The 13338-nt window shown below is 59.5% G+C and carries 11 protein-coding genes and 1 tRNA gene; all 12 read right to left on the bottom strand.

Annotation, left to right across the window (positions count from 1 at the left end):
* Positions 1 to 108: 108 nt before the first annotated feature.
* The 12 genes from ACODS3_RS11370 to ACODS3_RS11315 all read right to left on the bottom strand — a co-directional run bounded on the left by ACODS3_RS11370 (position 109) and on the right by ACODS3_RS11315 (position 13320).
* Positions 109 to 184: transfer RNA gene (locus ACODS3_RS11370), tRNA-Val, on the bottom strand.
* A gap of 173 nt (positions 185 to 357) precedes the next feature.
* Entirely contained in the window at positions 358 to 1122 is a 765-nt protein-coding gene (locus ACODS3_RS11365) for an SDR family oxidoreductase (RefSeq protein ID WP_201019392.1), read from the bottom strand.
* 11 nt (positions 1123 to 1133) lie between these two features.
* A complete protein-coding gene (locus ACODS3_RS11360; RefSeq protein ID WP_201019237.1) occupies positions 1134 to 2345 on the bottom strand; it encodes an O-succinylhomoserine sulfhydrylase in 1212 nt (403 codons plus the stop codon).
* 19 nt (positions 2346 to 2364) lie between these two features.
* Complete coding sequence (gene purF, locus ACODS3_RS11355; RefSeq protein ID WP_200999720.1) at positions 2365 to 3873, bottom strand: amidophosphoribosyltransferase; 1509 nt, start codon at positions 3871 to 3873, stop codon at positions 2365 to 2367.
* Positions 3874 to 3885: 12 nt separating this feature from the next.
* Complete coding sequence (locus ACODS3_RS11350; protein WP_489034305.1) at positions 3886 to 4473, bottom strand: CvpA family protein; 588 nt, start codon at positions 4471 to 4473, stop codon at positions 3886 to 3888.
* Between the two features lie 86 nt (positions 4474 to 4559).
* Entirely contained in the window at positions 4560 to 5225 is a 666-nt protein-coding gene (locus tag ACODS3_RS11345) for an SPOR domain-containing protein (protein ID WP_489034303.1), read from the bottom strand.
* Positions 5209 to 6516 (bottom strand): bifunctional tetrahydrofolate synthase/dihydrofolate synthase, encoded by a 1308-nt coding sequence (folC, locus tag ACODS3_RS11340; RefSeq protein WP_489034301.1) that lies wholly within the window; start codon positions 6514 to 6516, stop codon positions 5209 to 5211. The genes ACODS3_RS11345 and folC overlap by 17 nt, the downstream gene beginning before the upstream one ends.
* Positions 6513 to 7433: an acetyl-CoA carboxylase, carboxyltransferase subunit beta gene (gene accD / locus ACODS3_RS11335; RefSeq protein ID WP_200999724.1), complete on the bottom strand. Its 921-nt coding sequence runs from the start codon at positions 7431 to 7433 to the stop codon at positions 6513 to 6515. Before accD ends, folC begins: the two co-directional genes overlap by 4 nt.
* A 238-nt stretch (positions 7434 to 7671) precedes the next feature.
* A complete protein-coding gene (locus ACODS3_RS11330; RefSeq protein WP_489034299.1) occupies positions 7672 to 8292 on the bottom strand; it encodes a phosphoribosylanthranilate isomerase in 621 nt (206 codons plus the stop codon).
* 60 nt (positions 8293 to 8352) lie between these two features.
* Entirely contained in the window at positions 8353 to 9177 is an 825-nt protein-coding gene (truA, locus tag ACODS3_RS11325) for a tRNA pseudouridine(38-40) synthase TruA (RefSeq protein WP_201019393.1), read from the bottom strand.
* A gap of 156 nt (positions 9178 to 9333) precedes the next feature.
* Positions 9334 to 12201, bottom strand: a complete 2868-nt coding sequence (locus tag ACODS3_RS11320; protein WP_489034297.1) for a motility hub landmark protein FimV — start codon at positions 12199 to 12201, stop codon at positions 9334 to 9336.
* 108 nt (positions 12202 to 12309) lie between these two features.
* On the bottom strand, positions 12310 to 13320 hold the full coding sequence (locus ACODS3_RS11315) for an aspartate-semialdehyde dehydrogenase (RefSeq protein ID WP_200999727.1): 1011 nt from the start codon (positions 13318 to 13320) through the stop codon (positions 12310 to 12312).
* Positions 13321 to 13338 lie beyond the last annotated feature (18 nt).

Below are 13338 nucleotides of genomic sequence, written 5' to 3'. Positions count from 1 at the left end.
CCGCGACCCCCGGCGTGACAGGCCGGTATTCTAACCGACTGAACTACCGCTGCGCATGTGTTGCTTCATTCCTGAAAGCCCTCGTGAAACAGCTTCCAGACTCAACGATGGTGGGTGATGACGGGATCGAACCGCCGACCCTCTGCTTGTAAGGCAGATGCTCTCCCGGCTGAGCTAATCACCCTTTGCTTCGCTGAGGCCGCGAAATTTACGCACCTACCGAACCTAAGTCAATACCCTGCTTGAAGTTTTTTTAAAAAACACCTTTCAGAGATCAATTGCGGGCCACCAGCCAGAAACAAAAAAGGCGCGATCTCTCGCACCTTTGCTTGCAGCTTAAAGCCTGTAGCTCAAAACTCACTCCACATAAATCATCTTTCTGGTCATACCACCATCGACCACGAACTCCTGGCCTGTGACGAATCCGGCATTCCGGGAAAGCAGCCAGGCCACCATGGCCGCGACATCATCCACGGTCCCTACCCTGCCAGCCGGATGCTGGGCGTGGTCGATTTCCGACAACGGCTCGGCACGACGCTGGGAAGGATCCCGCGCATCGATCCAGCCAGGACTCACGGCGTTGACGCGAATCTCCGGACCGAGACTGATGGCCAGCGCATGAGTCAGGGCCAGCAGGCCGCCCTTGCTCGCCGCGTAGGCCTCGGTATCGGGCTCGGACTGTCTGGCACGGGTCGAACTAAGATTGACGATGCTGCCGCAATGAGCGCGCAGATACGGCGCACAATGCTTGGCCAGCAGCATCGGACCGCTGAGGTTCACACCCAGCACTCGATTCCAGTGAGCCAGATCGAGGCTTTCGAGAGTGGTGTTATGGGGGTCGGCAACGGCCGCATTGCACACCAGCGCATCAAGGCGACCAAAGCGCCTGAGCACTTCGGCCACACCTGCGGCTACCTGATCCTCGCTGGCAACGTCCATGGCAATGAACAGGGCGTTGTCACCCAACACCCCGGCCACTTTGGCACCCCGTGAACGATCGAGGTCCGCCAGCACAACCTGCCAGCCTTCGGCGATCAACCAGGCAGCAATGCCAAGGCCGATCCCGCGTGCGGCTCCGGTAACCAGAGCCACCCGACCATTGTTGGTGCTGGCGATTTTCATCGCCCAATCGCTCACAACGCCGCCAGACCGCGTGCCAGATCAGCCTGAAGGTCTGCAACGTCTTCCAGGCCGACCGCAACCCGGATCAGGCTGTCACGAATCCCGGCAGCTTCACGCTCTTGAGGCGTCAGGCGACCATGGGACGTGGTACTCGGGTGAGTGATCGTGGTCTTGCTGTCGCCCAGGTTGGCAGTAATGGAAATCAGGCGCGTGGCATCGATGAAACGCCATGCTCCTTCCTTGCCACCCTTGACCTCAAAGCTCACCACGGCACCGAAACCCTTTTGCTGGCGCTGGGCCAACTCATGTTGCGGATGGCTCTTGAGCCCGGCGTAGTGAACCTTCTCGACACCTTCCTGCTGCTCAAGCCACTCGGCGACTGCCTGGGCATTGGCGCAATGAGCACGCATGCGCAGGCTCAGGGTTTCGAGACCCTTGAGGAAGATCCAGGCATTGAACGGACTCAGCGTTGGCCCGGCAGTACGCAGGAAACCGACCACTTCCTTCATCTGTTCGCTGCGCCCGGCCACCACACCACCCATGCAACGGCCCTGGCCGTCAATGAACTTGGTTGCCGAATGCACGACGATATCCGCACCCAGACGCAACGGCTGTTGCAGTGCTGGCGTGCAGAAGCAGTTGTCGACGACCAGCGTCGCACCCTTGGCGTGAGCGATTTCCGCCAGTGCGGCGATATCCACCAGTTCGGCCAGCGGGTTGGACGGCGACTCGACGAACAACATTTTCGTGTTGCCCTTGATTGCCGCATCCCAGCCGGACAGGTCTGCCAGAGGCACGTAATCGACTTCGATACCGAAGCGCTTGAAGTACTTCTCGAACAGGCTGATGGTCGAGCCGAACACACTGCGCGACACCAGCACATGGTCGCCCGCGCTGCACAAGCTCATGACCACCGAAAGGATCGCCGCCATGCCGGTTGCCGTGGCAACTGCCTGCTGCGCGCCTTCCAGCGCCGCGATGCGCTCCTCGAAGGAACGCACGGTCGGGTTGGTATAACGCGAATAGACGTTGCCTGGAACCTCACCCGCAAAACGCGCGGCTGCATCGGCAGCCGTACGGAACACATAGCTGGAGGTAAAGAACATCGGATCGCCATGCTCGCTTTCCGGCGTGCGATGTTGCCCGGCGCGTACGGCGAGGGTATCGAAACCCACGCCTTCAAGGTCGCTGTCCAGCCGACCGGCATCCCATTCCTGAGTCATGCCGTCACTCCTTGTTCGATTAGTTATTGTACAGATCGATGATAGCGCTCACTGCCTGGCTTTTTACCTTGGAAGCGTCGTTGCGCGCATGCTCGATCTTGTTCAGATAATGCTCGTCGATATCGCCGGTCACGTACTTGCCGTCGAAGACCGAGCAGTCGAAGTTGTCGATCTTGATCTTCTTGCTACCACTGACCGCTTCAATCAGGTCAGTCAGATCCTGATAGATCAGCCAGTCGGCACCGATGAGGTCGGCAACGTCCTGAGTGGTGCGGTTGTGGGCAATCAGTTCATGAGCACTCGGCATATCGATGCCGTAGACGTTGGGGTAACGCACTGCCGGAGCAGCCGAACAGAAGTAGACATTCTTGGCGCCCGCTTCGCGAGCCATCTGAATGATCTGCTTGCAGGTGGTACCACGCACGATGGAGTCATCCACCAGCATCACGTTCTTGCCACGGAATTCCAGCTCGATGGCATTGAGTTTCTGGCGCACGGACTTCTTGCGTGCAGCCTGACCCGGCATGATGAAGGTGCGGCCGATGTAACGGTTCTTGACGAAACCTTCGCGGAACTTGACGCCCAGGTGATTGGCCAGCTCCAGCGCAGCCGTGCGGCTGGTGTCCGGAATCGGGATCACCACATCGATATCGTGATCGGGACGCTCGCGCAGGATCTTGTCCGCCAGTTTCTCGCCCATGCGCAGACGCGCCTTGTAGACCGAGATGCCGTCGATGATCGAGTCCGGGCGTGCCAGATAGACGTGCTCGAATATGCACGGAGCATATTTCGGGTTGGCCGCACACTGACGGGTGAACAGCTTGCCGTCTTCAGTGATGTAAACCGCTTCGCCCGGAGCCAGGTCGCGAATCAGGGTAAAGCCCAGCACGTCCAGGGACACGCTTTCGGAGGCGATCATGTACTCGACGCCTTCGTCGGTATGACGCTGACCGAACACGATGGGACGAATGGCATCCGGGTCGCGGAAACCGACAATGCCGTAGCCGGTGATCATCGCCACAACGGCGTAGCCACCACGGCAACGGTTATGCACGTCGGTCACGGCCGCGAAGATATCTTCTTCGGTAGGCTGCAACTTGCCACGCACGGCCAGTTCATGGGCGAAGACGTTGAGCAACACTTCCGAGTCGGAGCTGGTGTTGACGTGGCGCAGGTCAGATTCGTAAATCTCCTTGGCCAGTTGCTCGACGTTGGTCAGGTTGCCGTTGTGCGCCAACGTGATGCCATAAGGCGAGTTGACATAAAACGGCTGAGCTTCGGCCGAAGTCGAGCTGCCCGCAGTTGGATAGCGCACATGACCAATCCCCATGTGCCCGACCAGACGCTGCATATGGCGCTGATGGAACACATCACGCACCAGACCATTGTCCTTGCGCAGAAATAACCGGCCTTCATGACTGGTCACGATACCGGCAGCGTCCTGGCCGCGGTGCTGGAGGACGGTGAGCGCGTCATACAGCGCCTGATTGACGTTCGACTTACCGACGATACCGACGATGCCACACATGCGACACAACCCCTACTTAGTGGAACTTGATTTACCAAGCACTTCCTGCGGCATTGCAGCCGGCAGGATCTGCTCCTTGAACGGCAGCTCAGCAGGAACGCTGATGCCGCTGGCGAGCCACTTGCTGGACATCCCGAGAATCAGGTTTTTCGACCAGTCAGCGACCATGAGAAATTGCGGCAGCAGCCTTGACTGCTGCCACCATTGATCCTGTTGTACCGGCCCCAGGCTCAACAGCCCGACCGCTACAACGACAAGCAGGCCTCCGCGCGCAGCGCCGAAGACCATACCGAGAAAACGATCCGTCCCCGAAAGCCCGGTGACGCGAACCAGTTCGCCGATAAGAAAATTGACCATGGCGCCGACCAGCAATGTGGCGACGAACAGAATGATGCAGCTCGCAATCACGCGGGCCGAAGGTGTATCTATGTAATTGACCAGATACTGGGACAGCCCCGCGCCGAACATCCAGGCAACAACGCCCGCGATGATCCAGGTCAGCAGAGACAAGGCTTCCTTGACGAAGCCGCGCTTGATGCTGATCAGAGCGGAGATGGCGACAATTCCGATAATCGCCCAGTCAACCGGAGTAAATGGCACGGTGCAGCCTACAGACTGATGAGGCGGCGCATTTTAGCAGAGCGCCCGCCTGCCGGTAAGCTGCGATTCGCGATGCGTTGCGACTTTTAGCCACGCTCTGGCTGAAAGCGCACCACAATTCCCTTGAGTTTCTGCTGTTTGTCCAGCTGATCGCGCAGACGATCGGCCTCGGCACGTTCGATCAACGGTCCGACAAACACCCGATTCACACCATCGGCGGTACGAATGTAAGCGTTATAGCCTTGGGTACGCAGGGTCTTTTGCAGATTATCGGCGTTGGCACGATTGGACATGCTGGCCAACTGTACAGACCAGCTCACCGAAAGCCCGTTGGCATCGACACCGCCCGCAGCCGCCTTGGCAGTGGCTGGCGCAGTAGCAACAGGAGCGGCAGGCGCCGGAGCTGGAGTCGGGGCTGGAGCCGGCTTGGCAGGCTTGGGCGCCGGCACCGGTGCAGCAGCCACAGGAGGAGCAGGTGCGATCGGCATCGATGGCGGCAACTGGCTGGCCACGTTGGTGCCCTCTTCACCCGGCACAGGTTCCTGCGGCAGGATTTGCGGCTCGGGCACCGGCACCGGCTCCACCTTGACCTGCGGAACCACCGGAGCCTGAGGCGCAGAAGGCGCTTCGACCTGTACCTGACGCACTTCGTCCTGACGTGTGAACAGCATCGGAAGAAAGATGACCGCCACAGCAATCAGAACCAGGGCACCTACCATTCGCTGCTTGAATACTTTATCCAGCAAAGCCATTTGCAGCTTCCTCATCGGTGTACCGGGCCAACCACTCCAGAGCCTCGGCCACACAGTAAAAAGATCCGAACAGCAAAATCTCGTCATCGGCCGTCGCGTTTGCGCATTGGGCTTCAAGCGCCAGCGCAACACTGTCGTAAGACGCTACTTCAGCGCCAAGGTTCTGCAGCACCGACTGCAATTGTTCGGCAGATCGGCTACGAGGCGTAGGCAGTGGCGCCACCGCCCAGCTCTGGATACTGGAAACCAGTTCTTCAGCCACACCCTCCAGATCCTTGTCCGACAGCAGGCCAAACACCGCAAGGCGCTTGCCGAGCACAGGCCGCTGAGCCATGCGCTGAGCCAGAAACCGTGCAGCATGCGGGTTGTGGCCGACATCGAGCAACAGGTTCAAGGTCTTGCCCTGCCACTGGAACACACGGCGATCAAGACGACCGGTAATCCGCGCAGCCGACAATGCAGAGCCAATGATCTCGGGTTGCCATGGCATATCCAGTAACAGATAAGCCTGGAGTGCCAGTGCAGCATTCTCCATCGGCAGATCCAGCAAAGGCAGACCGGAAAGCTCGACCACCTGACCCGCCTTGTCACGGCCACGCCAGTTCCAGCCCTGACCTGTAACGGTCAGGTCGAAGTCACGGCCACGCAATGACAAGGGACAGCCTAGCCGATCCGCCTGCTCAAGCAATGGCGCAGGAGGATCAAGATCGCCACAAAGTGCCGGACGGCCCTGACGGAAAATACCCGCCTTCTCGAAGGCAACCGACTCACGAGTATTGCCCAGCCAGTCGGCATGATCGATACCGATACTGGTCACCAGCGCGAGATCGGCATCCACCAGATTCACGGCATCCAGGCGACCGCCCAGACCGACTTCCAGCACGACAGCATCCAGACGGGCCTGCTCGAACAGCCAGAAAGCAGCGAGCGTACCCATCTCGAAATACGTCAGGGTGATATCGCCACGCGCCGCCTCGACAGCGGCAAAGGCATCACAGAGTTCGGCATCGGAAGCTTCGACACCCTGCACCTGCACACGCTCGTTATAGCGCAGCAGATGCGGAGAACTGTAGACACCCACCTTGAGGCCCTGGGCCTGAAGCAGGGCTGCGACGAATGCGCATGTCGAGCCCTTGCCGTTGGTGCCGGTTACCGTGACAACCCGAGGCGCAGGCCGGGTAAGCCCCAATTGCTGCGCCACCTGTCGCGAACGATCCAGCCCCATGTCGATGGCCGAGGGATGCAGTTGCTCCAGATAGGCGAGCCAGTCGCCCAGGGTTTCAGGGGTCATACAGTGGCCGGTGCCGGTGGAACGACTATAGGCTCAAGAACAGGCGCGACGAACTTGGGAGTCGGCAGGTTCATCATCTGAGCCAGCAGCTTGCCCAGACGCGGACGCAGTTCACTGCGCGGGATGATCAGGTCAATGGCGCCATGGTTCAGCAGGAACTCGCTGCGCTGGAAGCCTTCAGGCAGCTTTTCGCGAACAGTCTGCTCGATGACGCGAGGGCCTGCGAAACCGATCAGGGCCTTTGGCTCGGCAACGATGACATCGCCCAGCATCGCCAGACTGGCGGATACACCACCGTAGACCGGGTCGGTCAGCACGGAAATGAACGGCAGACCTTCTTCACGCAGACGCGCCAGAACAGCCGAAGTCTTGGCCATCTGCATCAGGGAGATCAGGGCTTCCTGCATGCGGGCACCGCCGGAAGCAGCAAAGCAGACCATCGGGCAGCGATTTTCCAGCGCATAGTTGGCAGCACGTACGAAACGCTCACCAACGATTGCACCCATCGAACCGCCCATGAAGGAAAACTCGAACGCCGACACCACGACAGGCATGCCCAGCAGGGTACCGCTCATGGAGATCAGGGCATCTTTCTCGCCGGTCTGCTTCTGCGCACCGACCAGACGATCCTTGTACTTCTTGCTGTCACGGAATTTCAGGCGATCCACCGGCTCCAGATCCGCACCCAGCTCGGCGCGACCTTCGGCATCCAGGAAGATGTTCAGGCGGGCACGAGCGTCGATACGCATGTGGTGGTTGCACTTGGGGCAGACGTCCAGGGTCTTTTCAAGCTCAGGGCGATAAAGCACCGCTTCGCAGGAAGGACATTTATGCCAAAGCCCTTCGGGGACCGAGCTTTTCTTGACCTCGGAACGCATGATCGAAGGGATCAGTTTGTCTACCAACCAGTTGCTCATGCTTTATTTCTCCAGTACCGGTTTGGCTCCCACGCCTGGCGTTCGACACCAGGCGCATGCCCTTAGCTTAAATTCGTATAGGTGGCGGTGATGACGGGCAGCGGTCGGCAAGACCTGCATGACCCTCGACCCCACTGTTAATCGGCGACACACGCAAATGCAGTCGCTCGTTCAATCCGACCCGCATACTTATGGCGGGGACAGGCTTATGGACGGCGGCAAAGCGCCAACCGTCACATCAAGCGCCGTGGACCGCACTCATGAAGGCAAGAATCTTGTCGCGATCCTTGATGCCCTTGCTCTTTTCGACGCCACCACTGACATCGACGGCATATGGCCTGACCTGAGTAATGGCTTGCGCCACGTTGGCAGAAGTCAGCCCGCCAGCCAGGATGACCGGCTTGTCCAGATCATCGGGAATCAATGCCCAGTCGAAGGTTTCGCCCGTACCACCGGGCACGCCGTCAACATAGGTATCGAGCAGGACTCCGCGAGCGTTGACGTAGGCACGGCAGATGGCAGCAATGTCATCACCCGCCTTGACCCTGAGCGCCTTGATGTAGGGACGGTGGTAGCCATCGCACTCTTCGGGTGTTTCATCGCCATGAAACTGCAGGAGATCCAGCGGCACGGCATCCAGGGTTTCATTGAGTTCGCAACGACTGGCATTGACGAATAACCCGACGGTGGTGATGAAGGGCGGCAATGCGGCGATGATCGCCCGCGCCTGCTGCACATTCACGGCCCGCGGACTTCTGGAATAGAACACCAGACCGATGGCATCCGCGCCCGCCTCGACGGCAGCCAGAGCATCCTCTATGCGGGTAATCCCGCAGATCTTGCTGCGAACGGCTGACATGTGGTGAAAACCTCAGACCTTTCGGAAAGTCCCGGATGTTAGCAAATGCTTTTCGGGTCGTCAGCCGTCAAGTTCGCTGAAGCCTGTAAGAAAGTGCGGACCGATGTAGCGATCCGGCAGCGCAAACTCATCCCTGTACTCGACTTGCACCAGATACAGTCCGTAAGGATGCGCCGTGACGCCACCGGTACGGCGGACGCGGCTTTCCAGTACATCACGCGCCCACTCCACAGGCCTCTCCCCTGCCCCGATGGTCATCAGCACACCCGCGATATTGCGCACCATATGGTGCAGGAAGGCATTGGCCCGCACATCGATGACAATCATCTTGCCATGCCGGGTGACACGCAAATGGTGCAACTGCTTGACGGGCGACTTGGCCTGACACTGCCCGGCACGGAAGGCGCTGAAGTCATGGGTGCCGACCAGATACCGGGCAGCCTCGGCCATGCGTTCGACGTCCAGCGGCCGGTGATTCCAGGTGATTTCCTGGCCAAGGTGCGCAGGGCGAATCTGGTCGTTGTAGATCACGTAGCGATAGCGACGTGCAATCGCCTTGAAGCGAGCATGGAAATGAGCCGGCATGACCCTGGCCCACGTGACGCTGATATCGTGAGGCAGATTGATATTGGCGCCCATGACCCAGGCTTTCATCGTCCGTTCGGCCCGGGTATCGAAATGCACAACCTGCCCGCAGGCATGCACACCCGCATCTGTACGCCCTGCGCACATCAGCGAAACGGGTGAGGCCGCGACTTTGGACAAGGCATCCTCAAGGGTTTCCTGCACCGTCAGAACGCCAGACGCCTGACGCTGCCAGCCGCAATAACGCGAGCCCTTGTATTCCACGCCCAGCGCGATTCGGGAAAAGCCCTCGGCAGCCATCTCGGCGGCCGGGTTGTCTATGTTCGCCAAGGTGCTACAGCCTGTGAGTCTGCGAAAAGGCGGCCATTATACGGGCGTCGAAAAAAGACGCCAGTGAGCAGACACGCAAATGAAAACGGCCGCAAAAGCGGCCGTTCCAGTGCAGCAGAACATGAATCAGGCCAGACGCGCCAACATCTCGCGCGCTTCACTCTTCTGCCCGTCATCCCCTTCGCTGACCACTTCATCGAGAATATCCCGAGCGCCGTCGGCATCGCCCATATCGATGTAGGCCCGCGCCAGATCCAGCTTGGTCGCTGCTTCGTCGACACCCGACAGGAAGTCGAACTCGGGCTCGTCTTCCAGCGCAGCATCTTCAGCCGTGAAACGAGGCTCATCGAGCGGTGGATGCTCAAGGTTCTGCGAGAGACGATCCAGTTCCGCGTTGACGTCTTCGATCTCGGAAGCAAAGGCCTGGCTCGCCTGATCGGTTTCGATCTCGTCAGCCAGTGACAGATCGAAGTCCTCAGGCAGCTCCAGATCCTCCAGAGATGAAGGTGCCGGCTCACCCAGATCGAGCGGATCCTCGCCCAGGCTCAGCAACACATCATCCTCTGCCTTGAGCGCTGGCTCCTCTTCCGAGAGATCCAGATCGAAATCGGCCAGATCATCAACCCCTGCCGCGGCCTGGGCATCTTTCTGCTGCTGCATGATGGACTCGAAACTCAGCTCATCGTCAGCACTCACAGCCGGAACAATCGGCTCATCCAGTAGCAGATCGTCCAGATCGTTGATCGTGGAAACCTCAGCCACTGGCGCTTCCTCGAACTCGTCCAGGCTCAGATCGAAATCATGATCGAACGGATCGTCCTCTTCTGCTACAGGCTCGGGCACCACAGGCGCAGGCTGCTCGGCAACCAGCTCCGGCTCCGGCTCAAGGTCAATCTCCGGTTCTGGAGCAAGCTCAGGCTCGGGTTCAGGAGCAAGCTCAGGCGTCGGATCTTCAGGATCCTCAGCCAGAAGCTCTTCCACGTACTTGGCATCCAGTTCCGCCGCAACGGCCGCGGCCGTCACAGCAGCCGCCGCTGCCGCAACAGCAACCTCAGGGGCCACTGTCGGTGCAGGCGCTGGCGCAGGAGCCGGCTCAGGTGCAGCAGGCGCCGGAACAGGTTCAACAGCTACCGGAGCCTTTGCCGGCTCTGGCGCCTTCTCGGTCGAGTCTCGATCCTTTAGCTGCTCGACCTCAGCATTACGCTTTCCCGCAGCCACCAACTTCCGCTCATGGGCCGCATAGGCTTTGTTGTTACCTTGCTCGGAGTAGATTTCCATCAGCTTGCGGCGAATGTCATCACGCGCCGGATCTTCCTTGACCGACTCTTCAAGCAATTCGATAGCCTGATTCATCCGACCGTAGGCAATATGGATCTCGGCCTGTACCAACGGATCAGCCGGACGCTCACGGGACGCCGCAGCGGCAGCAGCCGGAGCTGCGCCCATCTTGACGTTCGGTGGCGGCACATCGAGCCCATCGAAGCTGGCTTGCGGCACATCCATGTCCATATCGGAAACGAAATCGGACTCCTCAGCCAGGGCTCGCGCCATTCGCTTGTGCTTTTCAGACTCGGCCTTGGCATTGCGACGACGCGCCAGGAACAACAGCAACAGCGCCAGAACCAGAAGAACACCGCCACCAATCAGCCCCAGCAATACCGGATTGTTGAGGATGTTGTTGAGCGGATCTTCTTCCTGGACAGGGACAGGTTCGACGGCCAACGGTTGCTCCGCAGGCGGTGTCGCTACCTGAGCGGCACCGGCTGGCAAGGCATCTTCAGGGGCCACTTCACCCGCTGGCTTGAGCGGCGCACCATTGGCGTCGACCAGCGCAGCCGGCACCGCAGGATTGACTGGCGCAGCAGCACCCGCCTGAACCTTGGCCAGTTGATCGTTCTTGAGTTCGATGAGGCGCTGCAATTTGTCGAGCTGACTTTGCAGATCGTTCATGCGGCTTTTCAGCTCGGCATTGTCACGACGCGAAGTATCCAGCGCCTCCTGAGCCACGGCCAGCTTGTTGCTCAGATCACCATTGCCTGCCGCGCCCTGGGCAGCAGGCTTGCCGTTTGCAGAAACCAGACTGAGGTTGTCACGGGTTTCAACCTGCGACGGAGCCGCACCGGCTCGCGCACGACGGGTTGCATCCACCTGACGGGTGCCCGCCGGCAGACGACGCCCTTCGCGCCAGGCACGATATTGCTGGGATACTTCCGCAAGCGCCTGAGGCTGAGGCAGCGCAGTGGTCTGCTGAGGGGTCGGCAGACGCAGCACCTGGCCTTTTTTCAGGCGGTTGATATTGCCGCCGATGAAAGCGTCAGGGTTAAGCGCCTGAATTGCCAGCATGGTCTGCTGAACCGTACCGCCCGTACGAACCTTGGCGGCAATTTCCCACAGCGTATCGTTGTTGGTGGTGACGTATTGCGCAGGCTTGTCCACGGCTGGAGGCGGCAACGCTGCCTCGGGCGCCGGGGCTGGGGCAGGAGGCGTGGCGGGTGCCGGAGCAGCCACAGGCGGCGCAACCGATGGCAACTGCGCAGGAGCTGCCGGAGCGACAGGTGCTGCGGCTGCGGCAGCTGCGGCGGCCTCTGGCGAGAACTTCGGTGGATCCAGCAACAGGCTGTATTCACGCAGCAACCGGCCATTAGGCCATAGCACCTGAACCAGGAACTTCACATAGGGATCGCGCACCGGCTTGCTGGAAGTAATGCGCAACACGCTTTTACCGCTGGCATTGATAACCGGGGTAAAAGTCAGGTCATTGAGAAATGCCTGTCGCGTCACACCCGCCTGCGCAAAGTCGGCAGTAGTTGCCAGACTGGGAACTACTTGCGCGGCATCCAGACCCTGTGCCTGAGTCAATTCAATTTCGGCTACCAAAGGCTGGTTCAGGGTCGACTTTACCGACAATTCCCCGAGCCCCAACGCCTGCGCCATCCCAGATGACAGCGCCGAAGCCGCAGCAATTGCTAATACCAGTTTACGAACCTGAACCATAGCCCATCCCTTGTTTAAAGATTCCCCGGTATCCGGGGAGGTAGTCCTGCATTGGGTGTAAGGCATAGCGCCGCTAGAAATATTCTTCGAATTGTTGCCAAGTATCTTTTACACATAGCCTTTTATCAACAATTCGCCAACCTGCACAGCATTCAAAGCGGCTCCTTTGCGAACATTATCCGAAGTAATCCACAAATCAAGTTGCTCCGGGTCGTCTATTCCCGCCCGAACACGCCCCACATAAACCACGTCCTGGCCTACCGCATCACCTACCGGCGTCGGGTAATCGCCTGCGTCGACCAGCTCGATACCCGGTGCAGATTCAAGTAATTCATTAACCAGTGCGATATCAACCGGGCCTGCGGCCTGTACCGAGATACTGAAGCTGTCACCAAAGAACACCGGCACCTGAATACAACTGGCCGAAATCTTTAGTGCAGGCAGTACCAGCAACTCACGAAGCTCATCGACCAGCCGCCTTTCAAGCGGAACATGGCCTGACTCGTCCGGCGTGCCGACTTGCGCCAACAGGTTGAAAGCCATCTGGCGATCGAAAAAGCGTGTTTCCAGAGGGCGGACATTGAGCAATTCGGTGGTCTGGCGCGCCAGTTCGGCAACCCCTTCACGACCCAGCGTGGATACGGCAAGACAGGCAGTGACATTGACCCGCACGATATCCAGAGCACTGCGCAACGGTGCCAGCGCCAGCGCCAACGCTGTGGCCGACGCGCTTGGGCTGCTGACCAGATGGGGGCCGGCATTCGCGGCGAGCAAATCGCCATTGACCTCGGGAACCAGTCGGGGCGCCTGGCTGGCAGGCAGAGCGCCGGACAGATCCACAACCGAACAACCGGCGGCAATGGCGCGGGATGCGAAACTCAGGCTGACGGCTGGACCGGCAGCGAAAAACGCCAGCCGGACCTTGCTGAAATCGAACTCATCGACTTCACGCACGCGAACATTCTTGCCCCTGAACGGCACGGAATGCCCTGCCGATTCGGAACTGGCCAGCAGATACAGATTGGCGACAGGAAAATCACGTTCTTCCAGAATCTGGACGATGGTTTCGCCGACAGTACCGGTGGCGCCGATCACGGCGATATCGAAGGACTGACTCATGCAAAAACCTCAGGCAAA

It is taken from the genome of Pseudomonas sp. FG43, from assembly GCF_057809175.1.
Note: the sequence above shows the minus strand (reverse complement) of the source record. Positions and strands in the feature narration are given on the sequence as shown.

What these genes read in the sequence shown, in the direction of transcription:
- ACODS3_RS11365 (WP_201019392.1), bottom strand. Translation starts at nt 1,122, where the DNA reads ATGAAAATCGCCAGCACCAACAATGGTCGGGTGGCTCTGGTTACCGGA.
- ACODS3_RS11360 (WP_201019237.1), bottom strand. Translation starts at nt 2,345, where the DNA reads ATGACTCAGGAATGGGATGCCGGTCGGCTGGACAGCGACCTTGAAGGC.
- purF (WP_200999720.1), bottom strand. Translation starts at nt 3,873, where the DNA reads ATGTGTGGCATCGTCGGTATCGTCGGTAAGTCGAACGTCAATCAGGCG.
- ACODS3_RS11345 (WP_489034303.1), bottom strand. Translation starts at nt 5,225, where the DNA reads ATGGCTTTGCTGGATAAAGTATTCAAGCAGCGAATGGTAGGTGCCCTG.
- folC (WP_489034301.1), bottom strand. Translation starts at nt 6,516, where the DNA reads ATGACCCCTGAAACCCTGGGCGACTGGCTCGCCTATCTGGAGCAACTG.
- accD (WP_200999724.1), bottom strand. Translation starts at nt 7,433, where the DNA reads ATGAGCAACTGGTTGGTAGACAAACTGATCCCTTCGATCATGCGTTCC.
- ACODS3_RS11330 (WP_489034299.1), bottom strand. Translation starts at nt 8,292, where the DNA reads ATGTCAGCCGTTCGCAGCAAGATCTGCGGGATTACCCGCATAGAGGAT.
- truA (WP_201019393.1), bottom strand. Translation starts at nt 9,177, where the DNA reads ATGGCTGCCGAGGGCTTTTCCCGAATCGCGCTGGGCGTGGAATACAAG.
- ACODS3_RS11320 (WP_489034297.1), bottom strand. Translation starts at nt 12,201, where the DNA reads ATGGTTCAGGTTCGTAAACTGGTATTAGCAATTGCTGCGGCTTCGGCG.
- ACODS3_RS11315 (WP_200999727.1), bottom strand. Translation starts at nt 13,320, where the DNA reads ATGAGTCAGTCCTTCGATATCGCCGTGATCGGCGCCACCGGTACTGTC.